An 18,653-nucleotide genomic window follows, 5' to 3' on the forward strand; every position below is an offset into this window, starting at 1 on the left:
ACACATTGGGGACTCGAATGCTCGAGAAGCTATTCAAGCTGCGTGAACACGGCACGACAGCGCGCACGGAACTGGTCGCCGGCCTGACGACTTTCCTGACGATGTCGTACATCATCTTCGTCAATCCGGACATCCTGTCGTCAACCGGCATGGACCGCGATGCCGTGTTCGTCGCCACCTGCCTGGCCGCCGCGCTGGGCTCGCTGGTGATGGCGCTGATCGCCAACTGGCCGATCGGCATGGCGCCGGGCATGGGCCTGAACGCCTTCTTCGCATTCACCGTGGTCAAGACCATGGGCTATACCTGGGAGCAGGCGCTGGGCGCCGTGTTCATCTCGGGCGTGATCTTCCTGTTCCTGACGTTCTCGGGCATCCGGGTCTGGCTGGTCAAGGGCATACCGCATTCGCTGCGCAGCGCCATCGCCGCGGGCATCGGGCTGTTCCTTGCCATTATCGCGCTATCCAGCGCCAACATCGTGGTCGCGCACCCGGCCACCAAGGTCACGCTGGGCGACCTGACCCAGCCCGGACCGCTGTTCGCCATCCTGGGCTTTTTCATCATCGCCGCGCTGGACGCCCTGCGCGTGCGCGGCGCCATCCTGATCGGCATCATCGTGGTCACGCTGCTGTCGATGCTGCTGGGCTACAACGAGTTCAAGGGCATCTTCGCCGCACCGCCCAGCCTGGCGCCCACGCTCATGAAGCTGGACATCCTGGGCGCGCTGCACAGCGGCTTCGTGCATGTGATCCTGGTGTTCGTGCTGGTTGAAGTGTTCGATGCCACCGGCACGCTGGTGGGCGTGGCCAAGCGCGCCGGCCTGGTGCCGGAGAACCGCCCCAACCGCCTGGGCCGCGCCTTGTTTGCCGACAGCACTGCCATTGTCGCAGGCTCGATGCTGGGCACCAGCAGCACCACTGCCTACGTGGAAAGCGCCTCCGGCGTGCAGGCCGGCGGCCGTACCGGCCTGACCGCGCTGGTCGTGGCGCTGCTGTTCCTGGCCGCGCTGTTCATCTCGCCGCTGGCCGGCGCCGTGCCTGCCTACGCCACCGCGCCCGCCCTGCTCTATGTGGCCGGCCTGATGATGCGCGAACTGATCGACATCGACTGGAACGACGTCTGCGAAGCCACCCCGGCCGCGCTGACCGCGCTGGTCATGCCGTTCACGTACTCGATCGCCAACGGCATCGCCTTCGGTTTCATCAGCTACGTGGTGCTCAAGACCGCCACCGGCAAGATCCGCGACGTGCATCCCGCCACCTGGTTGGTCGCGGCGCTGTTCGTGATCCGCTACGCCTTCTTCCCAGGCTAGACACGGGCGATTGGCCCGCGCCGCAGAGCGCGCCAATCGCCGGGATAGCGCAATTCAATCAACCCGCCACACCATAAGGTTGCTGGCGGGTCCGCTTGATTTCACCGATACACTCCCCATGTATAACGGCATATGGAGTCCGCCTTGCGCCTTACCCGCTTTGTTCCCGCCCTGTTGTCCTGTTCCGCCTCGAGCACGGAGGTGTCCGCATGAGCAGCCTGGCCCGCATCCCTTTTTCCGTACTGGACCTGGCCCCGATTGTGCAGGGCCGCGACGCGGCTGACGCTTTCCGCAACACCGTCGCGGTCGCGCAGCACGTGGAACGCCTGGGCTACAAACGTTTCTGGCTGGCTGAACACCACAACATCAACGGCGTGGCCAGCAGCGCCACGGCCGTGCTGATCGGCCACGTGGCTTCGCACACCAATACGCTGCGCGTGGGTTCGGGCGGCGTCATGCTGCCCAACCACGCGCCGCTGATCATCGCCGAGCAGTTCGGCACCCTGGAAACGCTCTACCCCGGCCGCATCGATCTGGGCCTGGGCCGCGCGCCCGGCAGCGACGGCGCCACGCAGCACGCGCTGCGCCGCGGTCCTCGCAGCGGACTGGAGTTTCCGGCGCTGGTGGAAGAATTGCGCGGCTTCCTGGCGCCCTCGCGCCCCGGGCAACCGGTGCGCGCGATTCCCGGCGAAGGCCTGGACATTCCGATCTGGCTGCTGGGTTCCAGCGACTTCAGCGCGCGGCTTGCCGCGGAGCTGGGCCTGCCCTTCTCCTTCGCGGGACATTTCTCGCCCGAAGGCATGGCGGCCATGCGCCTCTACCGCCACCTGTTCAAGCCATCGGCAACGCTGGCCCGCCCCTACGCCATGATAGGCGTGCCCGTCGTGGCCGCCGAAACCGATGAGGCCGCCAGGCGCCAGGCCACCACCCAGCAGCTGAAGTTCCTGTCGCTGGTACGCGGCAACCGACTGCAACTGCAGCCGCCCGTGGACAGCATGGACGGCCTGTGGAACGAATGGGAGCGCGAGGCTGTCCAACAAAGACTGGGCGCCGCCATCGTGGGCGGCCCGGATACCGTCCGGCGCGAACTGGAAGCCCTGGTCGCCGAGACCGAGGCCGACGAAGTCATGATCGTCTCGGATTTCTACGACATCGCAGACCGCCTGCGCTCGTTCGAGATTGTCGCTTCATTGAAAAACGGCGCCGCGGCAAGCACCGCGGCCTGAACGCGGCAGATTGCGCCCCCTGGGCGCCAACCATTGCGATGCGGCAGCCACACGCTCTACTATGACTTAAAGAGCACGGAAAACGCATCGCCTTATCGGGTCCGGGACCGGCACACCCCAGGCCTCCGACACCGCCTTTTGCGCCGCTCACGCGGCAAGGATTCAAAATGAGTATTGTTGAACTCACCAAAGACAGCTTCCAGGAAGCCATCACCCCCGACGGCACCCTGATCGTCGATTTCTGGGCGCCTTGGTGCGGCCCGTGCCGCGGTTTCGCGCCGGTTTTCGAGCAGGCCGCCACCGAGCACCCCGACGTCACGTTTGCCAAGGTCAACACGGACGTGGAGCAGGAACTGGCCGGCGCGCTGGGCATCCGCTCGATCCCGACCCTGATGGTTTTCCGCGAAAAGGTCCTGCTGTTCTCGCAACCGGGCGCCCTGTCCGGCGGCCAGCTCAACGAGCTGCTGGCCAAGATCAAGGAAGTGGACATGGAAAAGGTCCACCAGGAAATCGCCGCGGCCCAGAATGGGCAGGACGCTTGAGCGGGCACGGATGATGACGGGTCATGCGCGCTGAATGCCTGGCTTCTTGCCTGGGCTTTCACGCGCGGCATCCGTACTACGATTCCACTTCCCAGGCGGCGCGGCCGCGGGTGATGTTGGCGACCGTCACCTCCAGATCCGCCACCGCCGCGCGCGGCAGCGTGAACCGCAGCGCAACGCCTTCCTCATTGAAATCTTCTTGCAGGATCGTCGCGCCCGCCTGAGCCAGGCGCGACTTCAGCAGCGCCAGTTCGCCGAAGCCACAAGCGCAGGCGACAGTCGCCAGATCCACGATCTCCGTGCGCGCTCCCAGCCGCAGGCAATTGGCGGCGCAGCCACCGTAGGCGCGCACCAGTCCGCCTGCACCCAGCTTGATACCCCCGTACCAGCGCACCACCAGCACCGCCACGCGATCCATGTCCTGGCCTTCGATGGCTTGCAGGATGGGACGTCCTGCCGTGCCGCCGGGCTCGCCGTCGTCATTGAAGCGATATTCCTGGCCGATGCGGTAGGCCCAGCAGTTATGGGTCGCTTCCGGATCGCTGTGCTGGGCAAAGAAGCGCATGGCTTCGTCCACCCCGGACACGGGCGCCGCATACGCGACGAAGCGGCTTTTCTTGATGTCTTCCTGGTAGGTGCAAGGAGCGGTCAGCGTGTGCATGACCGGCATTGTATGTGCTGACACTGTCGCCCAGTGCCATGCCGAGGGCCCGCAGCGAGCGTCTCGCAGCGCCAGGACGCAGCCAATCAGGAGGCCGGCCTAGCCGTGGCAGTCAGGTACTTCTTGGTCCAGGTACACGTCGAAGGCCACGTCGCGCGCCCATTTCGCCGTCATTGCCTTCCAAGCGCCGGCACGGTCCCAGGCACGCATTTCCTGACTCAGCCAGTTGCGGCTGGCGGAGTCGGACGCCGGCAGCAGCCACACGCGTTCGCGCCTGGCGCCATCGGCCGCCAGCGTCGAGGAAAATTTCTTCCATTCCGGGAAGCGCACCAGCGGTTCCCAGACCGCATCGTCCACCAGCCCGATGTCGCAGCTGCCTTCGCGCACGGCGACCAGCGCATCGGACGGCACGCGGTAGGTGCGTACCACGGCGCCCCAGCTCTCGGCCAGGGCGCGGGAAGCGGTTGCGGCCTCGGCCATGCAGACGCTACGGCCGCGCACGTCGGCGGGCCGGCGCAGGCTGGTATCGCTGCGGATCACGGCCTTGGGACGAGCGGCATAGCCCGTGGCTTGCGTCGCGACGGCGTCGGGCTGGGCCGACGCGCCGTCGGTCAGGACTAGATCAACCTGCCCTGCCGCCAGCGCAGCAGCGGCCTGCTCCTGCGGCAATTGCACCAGGCGCACCGGCAGTCCCAAGCTTTGCCCCACTCTGTCGGTCATTGCGGCGTCCAGGCCGTCCGGCGTGCGGATCTTGGCGCCGGCCGCGGGCGGCGGCGCCAGGAAAGGCACTCCCACCACCAGTTCGCCGCGCGCCCGCGCCGCCGCGAAGGCTTCCGGCTGCGCCTGCGCGAGGCCGGACGCAGCCAGGCAGGCGCCAAGGACGAAGAGACGGATGCGGCCGATCATGCGGGACTCCTGTCGCCCTCAGACGTACTGATAGCGCAGCAGGCGATGCTTGAGGTTTTCAAGCACGAACTGGTCGATCAGCGCGGCCAACACGGCGATGACCAGGATGTTGGTCATGACGCCGGTCATGTCGGCAATTTCGCCGGAATAAGCCAGCGAGCGACCCAGGCCCTTGCCGAAGCCGATCAGCATTTCCGCCGAGATCAGCGCGCGCCAGGCATTGCCGAACGCCAGTTGGGCGCCGGTGATCAGTTCCGGCATGACGGCCGGCAGATAGACCCGCTTGACCAGGCCCCAGCGCGTGGCGCCCATGACGCGCGCCGCCGACACGTGCACGCGCTGCACGGATTCGGTGGCGTTCATCACGCTGAGCGCGGCCGGGAAGAACGCCGACAGCGCCACCACCACGATGATGGGCGTATTGCCAAAGCCCATCACGATCAGGAACAGCGGCACCCAGGCGATCGACGGAATCGACTGCAGGATGACGATGGCGCTGCGCAAGACTTCGCGGAAGAAGAACAGCACCGCCGCCACCAGACCGAAGCCGATGCCGGCGGCCAGCGCCAGGCCGTAGCCCGCGCCCAGCCGGCCCAGCGTACCCAGCAGGCTCTGGTGGAAGGATTGCTTGCCCAGGTCCTCGAACAGGCGCTCGACGACCGCAGGCACGCCCGGCATCAGGAAGTCCGGCAGCGCGAACGCCGCCAGTTGCCACAGGGCCAGGATGAACAACACGCCCAGAACGCCCGCGAAATGCTTGCGGGCGCCGGTGACTCGGGTAGATGCGCTCAAAGCTTGCGAGCCTCTTGCCAGGACAGGTCGACGATGCTGGAGACGTCATACGGCTTGCCGTCGCGCGTCTTCAGCGAACCCTGGGCTTGCAGGATATCGGCGATTTCCTGCATGCGGCGGGTATCCTTGTCGGTCAGCTTGGGCGTGAAGACCTGCGTGCCGATGGCTTCGGCGATGACGGTCTCGCGCGGCAGTTCGCCACGGGTCAGGGTCTTGAGCGTGGGCTCGGCGATGAAATACGAGGCGATCAGCTTGGAGGCCTGAGCGGGTTCCTTCTGCAACAGCTGGATGGCCTGGTTCTGCGCGTCCAGCGCCTTCCAGACGTCGTCCTTGCGCTTGGCCAGCGTTTCGCCAGAGGTGATCACCACCATGCAAGGGAACGGCCAGGCCTGGCCCACTTCGTAGATCTGCTTGACCGGCGCGATCAGCTGCGCGATGCGGTCGTAGGGTTCGAACAGGAAAGCCGCGTCCACGCGCTTGCCCACCAGCGACTGGACCGCCACCGCCGGGCTCACGCCCATCACGTTGACGTCATCGGCGGACAGATTGCCCTGCTTGAGCACCACGCCCTTGAGGACCACGTCCGCGGTGCTGCCTTCGGCTTGGGACGCCAGGGTCTTGCCCTTCAACCCCGCGATGTCCTTGATGCCGGAATCGTCGCGCACGATCAGCGAGTGGTAGCCCTGCTGCGCGCCGCCCACGACCTTCAGGTCCGCGCCCTTGGAAGCCCAGGCCACGGCGTTGGTGAATCCCAGCACGCCGATGTCCAGCTGGCCGCCGACGATGGCCTTGATCAGGTCGGTACCCGACTTGAACTCGATCAGCTCGGAATCCAGCCCGGCCTTCTTGTAGTAGCCGCCCTCTTGCGCAACGATGGCTTGCGCATCGTCCATCACGCGCAGATAGCCCACGCGGAATTTCTCGGCGGCCATGGCGGGGGCCGCCGCCAGCAGCGCCGCGGCCAGCGGCAGGGACAGCCATTGCTTCAATTTCATGGGAAGTGCTCCAGGGTATGCAGGGCTGGCCGGCGCGCAGGCGCCGGCAGCAAGGATTCAGATCGGGCCTGTCAGGCGGCCAGGGCCAGGTCGGCGTGCTCGCTGGAGCCGTCCACCGCGATGCCGAGCAGGCGCAGGATCTCGCGCTTCTCGGTAGCCAGACCGGACAGGTCATGGGTCTTTTCGCGGTGCGCCAGGTTGAATTCGCGCAGCACGCGAGCCGGGCGCGGGCTGAAGACGATGATGCGGTCGGCCAGGAACAGGGCCTCGTCCACGTCGTGGGTGACGAGCAGCACGGTGGGCTTTTCCTGGGCGATCAGCTGGCGCAGCACGTCTTGCAGGCTGAGCCTGGTCAGCGCGTCCAGCGCGCCGAAAGGCTCGTCCATCAGCATGGTCTGGGGCTGGGCGATGAAGGCCCGCGCCAGCGCGGCGCGCTGGCGCATGCCGCCGGAAACCTGATGCGGGTAATAGTGTTCGAAGCCGGCCAGGCTGACGCGCGCCAACCATTGGCGGGCGGCTTCGCGGGCGCGGGCCTTGGGCGTGTTCTGGAATTCCAGCGCCAGCGCCACGTTGTCTTCCAGCGTCAGCCAGGGGTACAGCGCATGTTCCTGGAACACCAGGGTACGGCTGGGATGGGGGCCTGCGACCGCCTTGCCGTCGGCCAGCACGCTGCCTTCGGTGGGCTTTTCCAGACCGGCCGCCAGATGCAGCAAGGTGGACTTGCCGCAACCCGACGGGCCTACCAGGGCGACCAGTTCGCCGGCCTTGATTTCACTGGTAAAGCCGTCCACCACGGGCAGTTCGCCGAAGTGCTTGTGGACATGGTCGAAGGTCAGGTTCATGGAACGTATCGTCGCGGGCCAAAAAATGAGCCTCCAATCTAACAATTCGTTATATGAATCCAAACTATCAATATTGAATGTCTTAACTTCTTTTCGTAATAAGGATCGAGTCCAACCCCGTCGGGAGCGCTGAGTGTAGAGGGACCCGCAATAGCCAAATCGAATCGATAACGCGCAAAACGATATTGGACCCCTGCCCCCTCCGTCATTAAGGTGAACCCAGACATAACGGGGTCCACCCCGATCGGAGCAACATGGAGCGAGACAACACCGCCGCCGCGCAACCGCGCGGCGCGCTATCCCATTTGAAGATCCTGGACCTGACCCGCGTGCTGGCCGGCCCATGGGCGACGCAGACGCTGGCCGACATGGGCGCGGACGTGATCAAGGTCGAGCGGCCCGAACACGGTGACGACACGCGCGGCTGGGGGCCTCCCTTCCTGACCGGCGCCGACGGCGCCGAAACCCGGGATTCGTCCTACTTCCTCAGCGCCAACCGCGGCAAGCGGTCGATTACCGTGGACCTCGCCACGGCCGAGGGCCAGGCGCTCATTGCGGAACTGGCCAAAGATTCCGACGTGCTGGTCGAGAACTACAAGGTCGGCACGCTGGCGCGCTTCGGGCTGGACTATGAAAGCCTGCGCGCCATCAATCCGCGCCTGATCTATTGCTCGATCACCGGCTTCGGCCAGGACGGCCCCTACGCGCCTCTGCCGGGCTATGACTTCGTGTTCCAGGGCATGGGCGGACTGATGAGCATCACCGGCGATCCGGCCGGCGAGCCGATGAAATCCGGCATTGCGATCACCGACCTGCTGACGGGCGTCTATGCCAGCACAGCCATACTGGCCGCGGTCGAGCACCGCCGCGTCAGCGGCGTGGGGCAATACATCGACATGTCGTTGCTGGACTGCGTGATCACGATCTCGTCTTACCAGGCCATCAACTACTTCCTGTCCGGACGGGTGCCGCAGCGCATGGGCAATGCCCATTCCAACATGGTTCCCTACCAGGTGTTCGCCTGCAAGGAAGGCTCGGTCATCGTCGCTGTCGGCAATGACGGCCAGTACCGCGCATTCTGCGGCGCCATCGGCCGCGCCGACCTGGCCGCCGATGAACGCTACGCCACGGCCGGACAGCGCAACCGCAACCGCGACACGCTGATCCCGCCGATCGCCGAGGCCATGCGCGCGCGCACCATGCTGGAATGGGTGGAAATACTGCAGGCGGTGAACGTGCCCTGCGGCCCCATCTACAACATCGAGCAAGTCTTCCAGGACCCACACGTGCGCCATCGCGGCATGCAGCTATCGCTGCCCCACGCCGCGGGCGTGGACACGCCGGCCGTGGCCAATCCCATCCGCATGCGCGACACCCCCATGCGCTACGACCGGGCCGCGCCCACCCTGGGCCAGCACACCGACAGTGTGCTGCGCGAACGGCTGGGCCTGGACGACAGCCGCATCGCCGAGCTTAAAACCCGCGGAATCATCTGACCCCAGCCGCCGGACAGGCGGCCATGACAACAACCCAGGAGACACCACCATGCGCATCATTACCGCCGCGGTCTGCGGCGCCCTGACACTGGCGGCCGTCGCGGCCGCGCCCGCGTTGGCCCAGGACGGCCCGGTCCGCTTCATCGTGCCCTATCCGCCTGGCGGCGCCGCCGACCAGATCACGCGCCTGGTGGCGCAGGAAATGAGCAAGGGCGGCGGCGAGACCATCATCGTCGAGAACAAGCCGGGCGCCGCCGGCATGATCGCCGCGGACTACGTCGCCCGCGCCAAGCCTGACGGCAAGACCTTCTTCGTCGGCTCCAACGCGCCGCTGGTCATAAACCAGGCGCTATACGCGAAGATGACCTACAACCCGGCCAAGGACTTCGTGCCGGTCTCGGGGCTGGCCAAGTCGCCGCTCCTGCTGGTGGTGCGGCACGACCTGCCGGCGCGCGACGTGAAGGCGCTGATCGCCCTGGGCAAGCAGTCCCCCGGCAAGCTGACGATGGGTTCGGCCGGCACCGGCAACATCACCTATCTTGCCGGCGAGTACGCCGTCAGCAAGCTGGGCTTCCAGGTCACGCATGTGCCCTACCAGGGCAGCGCGCCCGCCATCGTTGGCCTGATGGGCAGCAGCACCGACATGATGTTCGACGCGTTGCCCTCCAGCATGGCGCAGGCGCAGGCCGGCAAGATCCGCCCCTTCGCCGTGCTCGACGACAAGCGCTTCGCCGGCCTGCCCGACGTGCCCACCGCCGCCGAGCTGGGCTATGCCGGCATGGACGCCAGCGCCTGGTTCGGACTGGTGGCGCCCGCCGACACGCAGCCCGCCGTCGTCCAGAGCATGAACCGCGGCGTGAACCAGGCGCTGCAGCAGCCGGAATTGCAACGCAAGCTCACGCAGATCGGCGCTGTGTCCATGCCGGGCGACGCCCAGGTGTTCGCCGCCTTCGTGCAGGCAGAGCGCGACCGCTGGCTGCCGGTCGCCCGCGACCTGGGCCTGAAGGCCCAGTAAGGGAAGTCCGCCATGATCACCTTGGACTCCATCGCGGCGTTGCGCGCCTTTTCGGGGCAGCCTGCCGCCCTCACGCCCTGGCAGGCGGTAGACCAGGACACCATCAACCGCTTCGGCCTGGCCACCGGCGATACGCAGTGGATCCACATGGATCCGCAGCGCGCGCAGGCCGAATCCCCCTACGGCGCGGCCATTGCGCACGGCCTGCTGACGCTCTCCCTGCTGCCCAGCCTGTACGCATCCGCCATCCGCTTTCCCAACCGCAGGCTGGCGGTGAACTACGGCTTTGACCGCGTGCGCTTCACGCAGGCGGTCAAGGCCGGCGCACGCATCCGCGGTGCGTTCGCGCTGGCTGGCGTGGACGAGCTGCCCGACGGCCAGGCGCGTCTGGCCTGGGATGTGCGCATCGACATCGATGGCGAGGAACGGCCGGCGCTGGTCGCGCGCTGGCTCACGCAGATCGCGTATCACCCAGCCCAAAAGGAGCAGGCATGACACTGAAGATCACCCGCCACGGCGCCACCGCCGTGCTGGCCATGGACCGGCCCGATCAGCGCAACGCGCTCAGCCTTGAGATGCGCGATGCGTTCGCGCATGCCCTGCCGGAACTGCGCGAGGACGACGGCATCAAGGCCGTCGTGCTGACGGGTTCCGGCGGGCATTTCTGCGCCGGCGGCGACATCAAGTCCATCGCCCAGGCGCATGCGGCGGGCCTGGACGCCTTCGAAGGACGGGAACGCATCCGCAAGATCCACCGCTGGTACGACGCGCTGGTGGATCTGGAAAAACCGGTCATCAGCGCGGTCGAGGGCGTTGCCTTCGGCGCCGGCCTGTCGCTGGCGCTTTGCGCGGACTACGCCATCGCGCGGCGCGGCGCCACCTTCTGCGCCGTGTTCGCCCGCATCGGCTATGTGCCCGACATGCTCGGCATGTATCTGCTGCCACGCGCGGTCGGCCTGGCGCGCGCCAAGGAACTGGTGTTCACCGCCCGGGTCTGCGAGGCCGAGGAGGCGCTGGAACTGGGCCTGGTGCAGGCCCTGTGCGACGGCGACCCGCTGGAACAGGCGCTGGCCATGGCCGAACGCTTCCATGCGGCGCCGACGCAGGCGCTGGGCCTGGCCAAGACGATCATGAACCGGACTTTCGAGTCCAGCCGCGAGGACATCTACGCGCAAGAGGCCATGGCCCAGGCCATCTGCCGCGACAGCGCATTCCATCGCGACGCCGCCCGGCGTTTCGTGGAAAAACTGCCTCCTGCCTACAAATGGGATTGAACGACAAGGGATTGAACGACATGCCGACAGAAACCCAAGCTGCCGAACCCGGACCCCAGGCCTGCTACGAGGCCTATCTGGACGAAGGCCGTTTCATGCTGCAGCGCGACCGCGCCAGCGGCGAGTTTTTCTTCTATCCGCGCGTGGCCGCGCCGCGCAGCGGCTCACGCGACCTGGAATGGGCCGCCCCCAGCGGGCTCGGCCGGGTCCATGCCGCCACCGTGATCCATCCGCGCCCGCCCGAAACGCCCTACAGCGTCGTGCTGATCGACCTGGACGAAGGGCCACGGCTGATGTCGCGGGTGGACGGCATCCCCGCACAGGAGGTGCGTATCGGCGCCCGGGTGCGCGCCCGCGTCATCCAGGAGGCCGGACGCGGCCTGCTGGTATTCGAACCCACGGCGGAGCAGGCATGACCCAAGACCGTTTCCCGCGCGGCAAGGCCGCCATCGTGGCCGGCGCCACCTACGGCATAGGCCAGATGCCCGGCATGAGCTCCATGGACCTCGCGGTCGGGGCCAGCCTGGCGGCCCTGGACCAGGCGGGACTGCGCCCCGACCAGGTCGACGGCCTGTTCATCGGCCTGCCCGACGACTTCATGTCCGGCCTGGGCTTTGCCGAATACCTGGGCATCTCGCCGCGCCTGACCGACAACAACCGCACCGGTGGGTCCTCCTTCCTGACCCACGCCATGTGGGCCGCGCTGGCACTGGAGGCGGGCCAATGCGACGTGGCGCTGATCGCCTACGGCAGCAACCAGCGCAGCGGCGCGGGCAAGCTGGTCAGTTCCATGCGTCCTTCTCCCAACGAGGCGCCCTACCGGCTGGCGCGCCCCGTGGGCGCCTATGCGCTGGCGGCTTCACGCTACGCCCACCAGTACGGATTGAAGCGCGAACAGCTGGGCGCGGTCGCCATCGCCGCGCGCCAATGGGCCATGCTCAATCCCGAGGCTGCCATGCGCGAGCCCCTGGACATGGCGCAGTACCTGTCGGCCCGCATGGTGGCCGAGCCCCTGAGCGTGCGCGACTGCTGCCTGGTGACCGACGGCGCGGCCGCCGTGGTGATGACCCGCGCCGACCGCGCACGCGACCACTGCGCCCGGCCCGCCTACCTGCTGGGCGCGGCGGCCGCCACCGACCATCGCGAGATCACCAATATGCCGGACCTGACGGTGACCGCCGCCGTGCGCAGCGGTGCGCGCGCCTATGCCCAGGCCGGCGTGCGTCCGCAGGACATCGACGTGCTGGAGCTGTACGACGCTTTCACCATCAACCCCATCCTGTTCCTCGAAGACCTGGGATTCTGCGCCAAGGGCGAAGGCGCGGCCTTCGTTGAAAACGGCCGCATCGCGCCGGGCGGCGAACTGCCGGTCAATACCAACGGCGGCGGCCTCTCCTGCGTGCATCCCGGCATGTACGGCCTGTTCACGATGGTCGAAGCCTACGTCCAGCTGGCCGGCCTGGGCGGCGCGCGCCAGGTGCCTGGCGCCAGCCTGGCGCTGGCGCACGGCAACGGCGGCGAACTCTCCAGCCAGGCCACGTTGATCCTGGGCGCGGCCGAAACGCTCTGAACCCCACAAGGAAAACCATGAATCACACTGCTTATCTGCTCGACCAACGCAGCATCATCGTGACGGGCGCGGCCCAAGGCATAGGCCGCGCCATCAGCGAACTGGCCATGCAATTGGGCGCGCGCGTCACGGCCGTGGATATGAACGCCGATGCGCTCGCCGCGTTTGAGCGCGAGGCGCCGCAAGGCCAGTTGCTGACCCTGGCCGGCGACGTGTCGGACCCGGCCTTCGCCGAAGCGGCGGTGGCGCAGACGGCCGAACGTTTCGGCACGGTCGACGGCCTGGTGAACAACGCCGGCATCACGCGCACCGCCATGATAGAAAAGATGACCCAGGAAGCCTGGCAGAAGGTGATCGACGTGCACCTGACCGGTTCCTTCCAGTTCCTGCAGGCCGTCGGCCGCCATATGCTGGCGACAGCGCGCGAGACCGGCAAGCCCGGCGGGTCGGTGGTCAACATCACCTCGGACGCAGGCCGCCGCGGCACTATCGGCCAGATCAACTACGCCGCAGCCAAGTCGGGCGTGCTGGGGCTGACCATGAGCGCGGCGCGCGAATGGGGCAAGTACGGGATACGGGTCAACACCATCGGCTTTGGCGTGGTGGAAACGCCCATGACGGAAACCATACGCGGGGACAAGTTCCGCGACACCTATCTGTCGCAGATCCCGCTGGGTCGCTTCGGCCAGCCTGAGGAGGTGGCCTGGCCGGTGTGCTTCCTGCTATCGGATGCCGCCTCGTACATGACGGGGCAGCATCTTTATGCCAATGGCGGGATGACCATCGGCATGTAAGCCTGGTCCGGGGCCGCCGCGCCTGGCGGCCCGCGGCGTCCTCAGGCGTCGATGCCGCGCGAGGTCAGGTAGTCGTCGTAGCCGCCGCGGTAGTCGACGATCTCGCCCGTAGGCAGGATTTCGATCACGCGCGTGGCCAGGCCGGAAACGAACTCGCGGTCATGCGACACGAACACCAGCGTGCCTTCGTACTTTTCCAGCGCGAACTGCAGCGACTCGATCGATTCCATATCCAGGTGGTTGGTGGGTTCGTCGAGCAGCATGACGTTGTGCCGGCCCAGCATCAGGCGGCCGAAGGTCATGCGGTTCTTTTCGCCACCGGACAGCACCTTGGGCGCCTTGGGCAGGTCGTCCGCCGAGAACAACAGGCGGCCCAGCACCGAACGGATGGACTGGTCATCGTCGCCCGGCTGGCGGTGGTCGCCCATCCAGTCCAGCAGATTGATGTCGGTCTGCAGGAACTGGTCGGACACGTCCTGCGCCATGTAGCCCAGGTCAGCGTTCTCGGACCACTTCACGTCGCCCGAATCGGGTTGCAGGTCGGTGGCCAGGAGGCGCAGCAGCGTGGTCTTGCCGACGCCGTTGGCGCCGATGATGGCGATCTTCTCGCCCGCGTCGACCATGGCCGAGAACTTGCGGATGACGGGCGCGTCGTAGGCCTTGGTCAGGTTCTCGACGGTGACCGCCAGGCGGTGCATGACCTTGTTCTGTTCGAAGCGGATGTACGGGTTCTGGCGCGACGAGGGCTTGACCACGACCTGGTCGGCCTTGATGCGGTCGATCTGCTTCAGGCGCGAAGTGGCCTGGCGCGACTTGGACTTGTTGGCGGCGAAGCGGCGCACGAAGTCCTGCAGTTCGGCGACGCGTTCCTTGGCCTTGGCGTTGTTGGACACCAGGCGTTCGCGCGCCTGGGTGGACGCCAGCATGTAGTCATCGTAGTTGCCGGCATAGATGCGGATCTCGCCATAGTCCACGTCGGCCATGTGCGTGCACACCTGGTTCAGGAAGTGGCGGTCGTGGCTGATGATGATCATCGTGCTCTGGTAGCCGTTGAGCACGTTTTCCAACCAGCGGATGGTGTTGATGTCCAGGTTGTTGGTCGGCTCGTCCAGCAGCAGCACGTCGGGATTCGAGAACAGGGCCTGTGCCAGCAGCACGCGCAGCTTCCAGCCCGGCGCCACTTCGCGCATGGGCAGGTTGTGCTGGTCGACGGCGATTTCCAGGCCCAGCAGCAGTTCGCCGGCGCGGGCTTCGGCGGTATAGCCGTCGTACTCGGCGAACTTGGCCTCCAGGTCGGCCGCGCGCATGTAGTCGTCTTCGGTCGCTTCCGGGTTGGCGTAGATGGCGTCGCGCTCGGACATGGCGGCCCACATCTCGGTGTGGCCCATCATGACCACGTCCAGCACGCGCAGGTCTTCAAACGCGAACTGGTCCTGGCGCAGCTTGCCCAGGCGCACGCCCGGCTCCAGCGACACGTTGCCCGCCGATGCTTCCAGGTCGCCGCCGATGATCTTCATGAAGGTCGACTTGCCGGAACCGTTGGCCCCGATCAGCCCGTAGCGGTTGCCTTCCCCGAACTTGACGCTGACGTTCTCGAAAAGGGGTTTGGGACCGAACTGGATGGTGAGATTGGCGGTGGATATCACGGTGTGTTTTAGAGGCTAAAGGCGTCTGGGACGCGTGCGGGAAACCTGACATTGTACCAAGCCCGCTTGACGCCCGCCCTGCCCCACGCTTGGCGCCCCGCAATCCGTCTCGGAAGCCGGACCGGGAGCGGCCTTCCCACCGCCCACGCGCCTGCCCGCCGCTACTGGTTGACGTCGATGACGTACCTGCCGCGATTGCCGCCCGCCATCATTCTTGCGGCAAGCTCCGGCACCTGTCCCAAGCCAGCCGTCATCACAATATCGGCGAACGGCGTATCGCCGTACACCCGCCCCAGCCGCTCCCAGGCCTCGCGTCGCCGCGCAACCGGACACATCACCGAGTCCACCCCCAGCAGGCGGACGCCGCGCAGGATGAAGGGCATGACCGTGGCAGGCAAGTCGACGCCGCCGGCCAGGCCGCAGGCCGCGACCGCGCCACCGTACTCCGTCGAGGCCAACACCCGTGCCAGCACGGCCGATCCCACCGTGTCCACCGCGCCGGCCCAGCGCTGGTTCTCCAGGGGTTTGGAAGCCTGCGCCCAATCCGCGCCCGCAAGCACTTCGGACGCGCCCAACGAAATCAGATAGGGATGCACGGCCTCGCGCCCGGGCTGCACCAGCGCCGCGACCCGATACCCCAGGCGTGCCAGGAGCGCCACCGCCACGCTGCCGACCCCGCCGGACGCGCCAGTCACCAGCACCGTGCCGCTTCCAGGACCGATACCCGCGGCTTCCAGTTCCATGACGCATAGCATGGCGGTTAACCCTGCGGTGCCGATAGCCATGGCCTTGAAGCTGTCCAGGCCCGACGCCAGCGGCACCAGCCATTCCGACTTGACACGCTGCACCTGGGCATAGCCGCCCCAATAGCGCTCGCCGACACTCCAGCCGGTCAGCACCACCGGCGTTCCGACGGGATAGTCCGGCGCGTCAGAGTCAATCACCGTACCGGCCAGATCGATCCCAGGCACCATGGGAAAGTCGCGCACGATCCTGCCCGTGCCGGTTACGGCCATTGCATCCTTGTAGTTCAGGCTGGAGTAATCGACCTTGACCGTCACGTCCCCGGCCGGCAGTTGGGCTATGCTCAACTCCTGCAAATGGCACTGCGTCTTGCCGTCCTCCTGCGTCAGCACCAGGGCCTTGAATGGGTGGTCATGCTTCATGCTGCGTTCCTTTGTAGTTGGTTGGGTGTCAGTCCACCCGGCTGCCCGAGAGCTGCACGAGTTCGCCCCAGCTGCGGTATTCCTGGCGCAAGAGCTGCGAGAATTCCTCCGGCGTATCGACGCGCGCGAACGCGCCGATGGCCTTGAGCGATTGGGCCAGCGCCGGCGTGGCGACCGCGTCGCGTATTTCCTGGTTCATGCGCCGCACGACTGGCTGGGGCGTCCCTTTCGGAAACAGCATCCCCAGCCAGGGATTGGCCTGGAACCCGGGGTAGCCTGCTTCGGCGAAAGTCGGCGTATCCGGCAGCATGGGCAGGCGCTGGCTCGCGCCCACCGCCAGCGCCTTCAGGCGGCCGGACTGGATATGCGGCAGGGTCACCGCCACCGTGTCCAGGCCGATGGCGACGTTGCCGCCGATCATGTCGGTCATGGCTTTGGCGCTGCCCTGATATGGGATATGCGTCAGCTGCAGCTTGGCCTCGCGCTCCAGCATCACCATGCCCAGGTGCGACAGGGTGCCGTTGCCCGACGAGGAAAAATTCAACGCGCCGGGATGACGCTGCGCGTACTCCCGCAAGCTCGCCACGTCGCTGAACGGCTGAGCGGCATTGGCCACCAGCACCATGGGCAGGTCGGCCACCAGGCCGACGGGTTCAAAGTCCCGCAAAGTGTCGTAGCCGGTCGATTTGTAGAGGTGCGGATTGCTGACCAACGACGCGGTCGCCGACAGCATCATGGTGTAGCCGTCGGGCGCGGCTTTCGCCAGCGCCGCCAAAGCAATGCTGCCGCCCTGCCCGGGCCGGTTCTCCACGATCACGGGCTGGTTCAATCTGGGCGACAGCCTCTCGGCCAGCAGCCGCGCCACCGCGTCCGTCGCCTGGCCGGGCGGGAAGCCCACCAGCAGCTTGACCGGCTTGGCGGGCCACTCGGGTCCGGCCTGTGCTGGCGTCGCCGTGATCAGGCCCGCTGCCAAGATCCATCCTGCTGTCCATGCGCGCATCGTCGTCTCCTCCTTGTGGCGCCCGGAGCCTGTCTCAAGGCGGCTCCGTGGCGATGGAATCCGTACTAGATAACGCCCCGCTCCCGCAGGGCTGCCTGCTGTTCGCCGCTGATGCCCAGCGCGCCCAACACCTCCGCGTTGTGCTGCCCCAGGCTGGGGCCGGCGTGATGCACCGCGCCCGGCGTCGCCGAGAACCTGGGCACCACGCTTTGCATCCGTACCGGCCCCAGTTCTTCATCCTGCACCGAGACAATGCCCTGGCGGGCTGCGATATGCGGATCGCGGAAGATGTCGGCGATGTCATAGATCGGGCTGAAGCCGACCGAGTGCGCATCAAGCAAGGCCCCCAGTTCGGCCAGCGTATGGCGCGCGATCGCCGCGGCCACCAGGGCATCCAGCGCCTCGCGGTTGCGCACCCGGTCTGGATTTGTCAGGTAGCGCGGGTCCTGCGCCACGCCGTCCAATTCCAGCGCCACGCACAAGCGTTCGAAAATGCGCTGCGTCGATGCCGCGATCGAGGCCCAATGGCCGTCACGGGTCCGATAGACGTTGCCTGGCGCGGCATACTGGCTGCTGTTGCCCAGCCGGCCGCGGACGATGCCCAACTGGTCGTATTCGATGGGCAGGAAGTCCATGACCCGGAACATCGACTCCATCAGCGAACAATCGATCTCCTGGCCCTGCCCCAGCGGCGCGGCTTTTTCGCGGTACAAGGCGGCGACGATGCCCAACGCCCCGAACAGGCCAGCCACCGCATCCGCAATGGGAAAGCCCATGTGCAGGGGCCGGCCATCCGGTTCGCCGCAGATATTGGTCAGTCCGCTCATGGCTTCGAACACGCGGGCGAACCCCGGCTTGTTGCGGTAAGGGCCGGTCTGGCCGAAGCCCGTCACGCGCAGGATGGTCAACGCCGGGTTCTGCTGGCGCAGCCACTCGCCCGGCATGCCCCAGCCGTCCAGCGTTCCGGGACGGAAGTTTTCCACCAGCACATCGAAATCCGGCAGCAGGCGCGCCACGATGTCGCGGCCTTCGGCGGTGCGCAGATCCACCGAAATGCCCTTCTTGTTGCGGTTCGCGACCTTCCACCACAGCGGCACGCCATCCTTGTGTGGCGCCAGTGCGCGCAAGGGGTCGCCCGGTCCCGGAATCTCCACCTTCAGCACCTCGGCGCCCAGGTCCGCCAGCAGCGTCGCGGCCCAGGGGCCAGCCACCACGGTGGACAAGTCCAGGATACGCACGCCTTTCAGCGGCCCCGCATTTTCCTCGAAACTCATCTGCTGATTCCCCTGTTTCCAGCCGGACCTGTCCGGCGGGCACCGCCATGCGTACGCATCAAGTTGGGGGAATTCTGTGCTGAAATCAGCCCATCCGGAATGGGCATTCTTGATAAAGCAGTTATCTCCAATCGAGATGGGGCG

The 18,653-nt window shown here is 66.7% G+C and carries 19 protein-coding genes; 10 read left to right on the forward strand and 9 right to left on the reverse strand.

Going from position 1 to position 18,653, the window contains the following annotated elements:
• Positions 1-17: 17 nt before the first annotated feature.
• From AXYL_RS16970 to AXYL_RS16980, 3 genes are all read left to right on the forward strand, one after another.
• A complete protein-coding gene (locus AXYL_RS16970) occupies positions 18-1,310 on the forward strand; it encodes an NCS2 family permease (protein WP_013394053.1) in 1,293 nt (430 codons plus the stop codon).
• 209 nt (positions 1,311-1,519) lie between these two features.
• Positions 1,520-2,536, forward strand: coding sequence for an LLM class flavin-dependent oxidoreductase (locus tag AXYL_RS16975; RefSeq protein ID WP_013394054.1), 1,017 nt, complete (start codon positions 1,520-1,522; stop codon positions 2,534-2,536).
• Between the two features lie 167 nt (positions 2,537-2,703).
• Complete coding sequence (locus tag AXYL_RS16980; RefSeq protein ID WP_013394055.1) at positions 2,704-3,078, forward strand: thioredoxin family protein; 375 nt, start codon at positions 2,704-2,706, stop codon at positions 3,076-3,078.
• A 76-nt stretch (positions 3,079-3,154) separates the two neighbouring features.
• Here AXYL_RS16980 and AXYL_RS16985 read toward each other — a convergent pair whose 3' ends face one another.
• The 5 genes from AXYL_RS16985 to AXYL_RS17005 form a co-directional block, all read right to left on the reverse strand.
• Positions 3,155-3,748: an IMPACT family protein gene (locus tag AXYL_RS16985; RefSeq protein WP_013394056.1), complete on the reverse strand. Its 594-nt coding sequence runs from the start codon at positions 3,746-3,748 to the stop codon at positions 3,155-3,157.
• A 90-nt stretch (positions 3,749-3,838) separates the two neighbouring features.
• Complete coding sequence (locus AXYL_RS16990) at positions 3,839-4,645, reverse strand: transporter substrate-binding domain-containing protein (protein WP_013394057.1); 807 nt, start codon at positions 4,643-4,645, stop codon at positions 3,839-3,841.
• A gap of 18 nt (positions 4,646-4,663) precedes the next feature.
• On the reverse strand, positions 4,664-5,437 hold the full coding sequence (locus tag AXYL_RS16995) for an ABC transporter permease (protein ID WP_013394058.1): 774 nt from the start codon (positions 5,435-5,437) through the stop codon (positions 4,664-4,666).
• On the reverse strand, positions 5,434-6,432 hold the full coding sequence (locus AXYL_RS17000; RefSeq protein ID WP_013394059.1) for an ABC transporter substrate-binding protein: 999 nt from the start codon (positions 6,430-6,432) through the stop codon (positions 5,434-5,436). Before AXYL_RS17000 ends, AXYL_RS16995 begins: the two co-directional genes overlap by 4 nt.
• A gap of 71 nt (positions 6,433-6,503) precedes the next feature.
• The gene (locus AXYL_RS17005) at positions 6,504-7,274 is read right to left on the reverse strand and encodes an ABC transporter ATP-binding protein (protein ID WP_013394060.1); all 771 of its coding nucleotides are present in this window, start codon (positions 7,272-7,274) and stop codon (positions 6,504-6,506) included.
• 254 nt (positions 7,275-7,528) lie between these two features.
• On the opposite strand from AXYL_RS17005, the gene AXYL_RS17010 reads away from it, so the two are divergent.
• The 7 genes from AXYL_RS17010 to AXYL_RS17040 are packed head-to-tail and all read left to right on the forward strand — an operon-like array spanning position 7,529 to position 13,423.
• A complete protein-coding gene (locus tag AXYL_RS17010; protein ID WP_013394061.1) occupies positions 7,529-8,770 on the forward strand; it encodes a CaiB/BaiF CoA transferase family protein in 1,242 nt (413 codons plus the stop codon).
• 49 nt (positions 8,771-8,819) lie between these two features.
• Positions 8,820-9,785, forward strand: a complete 966-nt coding sequence (locus AXYL_RS17015; RefSeq protein ID WP_013394062.1) for a Bug family tripartite tricarboxylate transporter substrate binding protein — start codon at positions 8,820-8,822, stop codon at positions 9,783-9,785.
• A gap of 12 nt (positions 9,786-9,797) precedes the next feature.
• Positions 9,798-10,280, forward strand: coding sequence for a MaoC family dehydratase (locus AXYL_RS17020; protein ID WP_013394063.1), 483 nt, complete (start codon positions 9,798-9,800; stop codon positions 10,278-10,280).
• The gene (locus AXYL_RS17025; protein ID WP_013394064.1) at positions 10,277-11,059 is read left to right on the forward strand and encodes an enoyl-CoA hydratase/isomerase family protein; all 783 of its coding nucleotides are present in this window, start codon (positions 10,277-10,279) and stop codon (positions 11,057-11,059) included. The genes AXYL_RS17020 and AXYL_RS17025 overlap by 4 nt, the downstream gene beginning before the upstream one ends.
• A 20-nt stretch (positions 11,060-11,079) precedes the next feature.
• Positions 11,080-11,475 (forward strand): Zn-ribbon domain-containing OB-fold protein, encoded by a 396-nt coding sequence (locus AXYL_RS17030; protein ID WP_013394065.1) that lies wholly within the window; start codon positions 11,080-11,082, stop codon positions 11,473-11,475.
• Entirely contained in the window at positions 11,472-12,629 is a 1,158-nt protein-coding gene (locus AXYL_RS17035; RefSeq protein WP_013394066.1) for a thiolase, read from the forward strand. Before AXYL_RS17030 ends, AXYL_RS17035 begins: the two co-directional genes overlap by 4 nt.
• Positions 12,630-12,646: 17 nt before the next feature.
• On the forward strand, positions 12,647-13,423 hold the full coding sequence (locus AXYL_RS17040) for an SDR family NAD(P)-dependent oxidoreductase (protein ID WP_013394067.1): 777 nt from the start codon (positions 12,647-12,649) through the stop codon (positions 13,421-13,423).
• A gap of 41 nt (positions 13,424-13,464) precedes the next feature.
• On the opposite strand, the gene AXYL_RS17045 is transcribed toward AXYL_RS17040, so the two are convergent.
• The 4 genes from AXYL_RS17045 to AXYL_RS17060 form a co-directional block, all read right to left on the reverse strand.
• Entirely contained in the window at positions 13,465-15,069 is a 1,605-nt protein-coding gene (locus AXYL_RS17045) for an ABC-F family ATPase (protein ID WP_013394068.1), read from the reverse strand.
• Positions 15,070-15,230: 161 nt separating this feature from the next.
• Positions 15,231-16,235, reverse strand: a complete 1,005-nt coding sequence (locus AXYL_RS17050; RefSeq protein WP_013394069.1) for an MDR family oxidoreductase — start codon at positions 16,233-16,235, stop codon at positions 15,231-15,233.
• A 28-nt stretch (positions 16,236-16,263) separates the two neighbouring features.
• Positions 16,264-17,235 carry a Bug family tripartite tricarboxylate transporter substrate binding protein gene (locus AXYL_RS17055; RefSeq protein WP_013394070.1) on the reverse strand — a complete coding sequence of 324 codons (972 nt, stop codon included), beginning with the start codon at positions 17,233-17,235 and terminating at the stop codon, positions 16,264-16,266.
• Positions 17,236-17,300: 65 nt separating this feature from the next.
• Complete coding sequence (locus tag AXYL_RS17060; protein WP_013394071.1) at positions 17,301-18,509, reverse strand: CaiB/BaiF CoA transferase family protein; 1,209 nt, start codon at positions 18,507-18,509, stop codon at positions 17,301-17,303.
• Between the last annotated feature and the right edge of the window lie 144 nt (positions 18,510-18,653).

Origin of the sequence: Achromobacter xylosoxidans A8 (assembly GCF_000165835.1) — a bacterium.
GTDB classification, from domain to species: Bacteria; Pseudomonadota; Gammaproteobacteria; order Burkholderiales; family Burkholderiaceae_B; genus Achromobacter; species Achromobacter xylosoxidans_B.